2 protein-coding genes are annotated in these 1555 nt (G+C 50.8%); both read left to right on the forward strand.

Annotated elements, in window-relative coordinates; all coding sequences use genetic code 11:
• Window positions 1–695: nitrogenase iron protein (locus tag B2633_RS08475; protein WP_483170169.1), on the forward strand; the 695-nt coding region annotated here is incomplete at its 5' end.
• 411 nt (window positions 696–1106) lie between these two features.
• Window positions 1107–1490: a DUF4870 domain-containing protein gene (locus B2633_RS08480; RefSeq protein WP_483170170.1), complete on the forward strand. Its 384-nt coding sequence runs from the start codon at window positions 1107–1109 to the stop codon at window positions 1488–1490.
• The last annotated feature ends 65 nt before the right edge of the window (window positions 1491–1555 follow it).

A 1555-nucleotide genomic window follows, 5' to 3' on the forward strand; every position in this document is an offset into this window, starting at 1 on the left:
TCGACACTCTGCGGGAAAAAACCGTGGTTAAGCCTGCGGAAGTTATTTTTGAAGGCTATGGCGGGGTTTATTGCGTAGAGGCCGGAGGTCCTGCGCCGGGGGTGGGATGCGCCGGCCGGGGAATCATCACGGCGGTTCAATTGTTTAAACAACAAAAAGTGTTTGAGACCCTGGATCTTGATTTTGTCATTTACGATGTGCTGGGCGATGTTGTTTGCGGAGGCTTTGCCATGCCTATTCGGGAGGGAATCGCCGAACACGTGTTTACGGTCTCTTCGGCGGATTTTATGGCCATATATGCAGCCAACAATCTTTTCAGCGGTATACAGAAATACTCCAAAAGCGGCGGGGCCTTACTGGGCGGTCTCATTGCCAATTCCATCAATGCCCCCTATGCCAGGGAGATCGTGGACGATTTCGTTCAAAAGACCAACACGCAAGTTATAGAATACATTCCCCGCTCCATTACCGTAACCCAGAGTGAGCTTCAGGGCAAGACCACCGTCGAACTGGCTCCCGAATCGGATCAGGCCCAAATCTACCGCAGCCTGGCTCTCAAAATCGCTGCACACAGCGAGTCGAAAACGCCGTCACCACTGGGAATTCAGGCTTTGCGCGAGTGGGCTTCCAACTGGGCCGAATATCTTTTGGCCTATGAAACGGGTGAAGTGCGCAGTGAGGCCAGCGGGATTTAAGCGCGGAGGCGACCGGTTTTAATAAAACTGCCATTTAAGGCCAATGATTTGCTTTTGAACAGACCCAAACAAGGTTGGGCGCCTTGCTTTGGGTCTTGATATTTGCCCTGTAATGCCTATAAAATTAATATATATGGAGATTTTGAAGATACCCGATTCGGCTCCGGCCATGCCCGCCGGGACGGAGAACTGTAAGTGGACGCTTCATGATCCCGGCGGATCCGCTGAAAGTATCGGGATGTGCTGACAATCCCCGGATCATTGCTACCTCTGCAATATCAACTGTTTGAAATGATACTCGGCCCGGCCCGGGAAAAAGCATAACCAATCCGGCCCGGATCGAGGTTGGGGCAAAATGAGCGCCGTTATCTGACATCAGAAGCTGCAATGGATCAAATAGGAGGTATTAATATGGATTCTGGCGATCCCACCGAACGCAACTGGGCTATGGCATGTCACTTGAGCGCTTTTCTTGCCTTTACCGGGCTTCCTCTGGGAAACGTATTGGGACCGTTGATTGTATGGCTGTTGAGAAGGGATCAATACCCGCTGGTGGACGAACAGGGCAAGGAATCCCTGAATTTCCAGATATCCATGAGCATTTATGCGGTGGTCGGGCTGATGGTGGCAGGTATACTATTGGTGACCCTAGTGTTTATTCCTTTGAGCCTTTTGACACTTCTTCTGCTTGGCGCACTGGGTGTGGTCGATATGATCCTGGTTGTAATCGCGTCACTTAATGTCAGCAACGGGCAGCCCTTTCAATATCCCTTCACCATTAAATTTTTAAAATAGACGGCACTTGACTGAAAGGCAAACTGACGGCAGGTCATCCTGCTGTCAGACCGTCGACAAAAGCG

It is taken from the genome of Syntrophomonas sp. UBA1041 (assembly GCF_002316705.1).
Classification (GTDB): Bacteria; Bacillota; Syntrophomonadia; order Syntrophomonadales; family Syntrophomonadaceae; genus DTU019.

What these genes read in the sequence shown, in the direction of transcription:
- B2633_RS08480 (WP_483170170.1), top strand. Translation starts at nt 1,107, where the DNA reads ATGGATTCTGGCGATCCCACCGAACGCAACTGGGCTATGGCATGTCAC.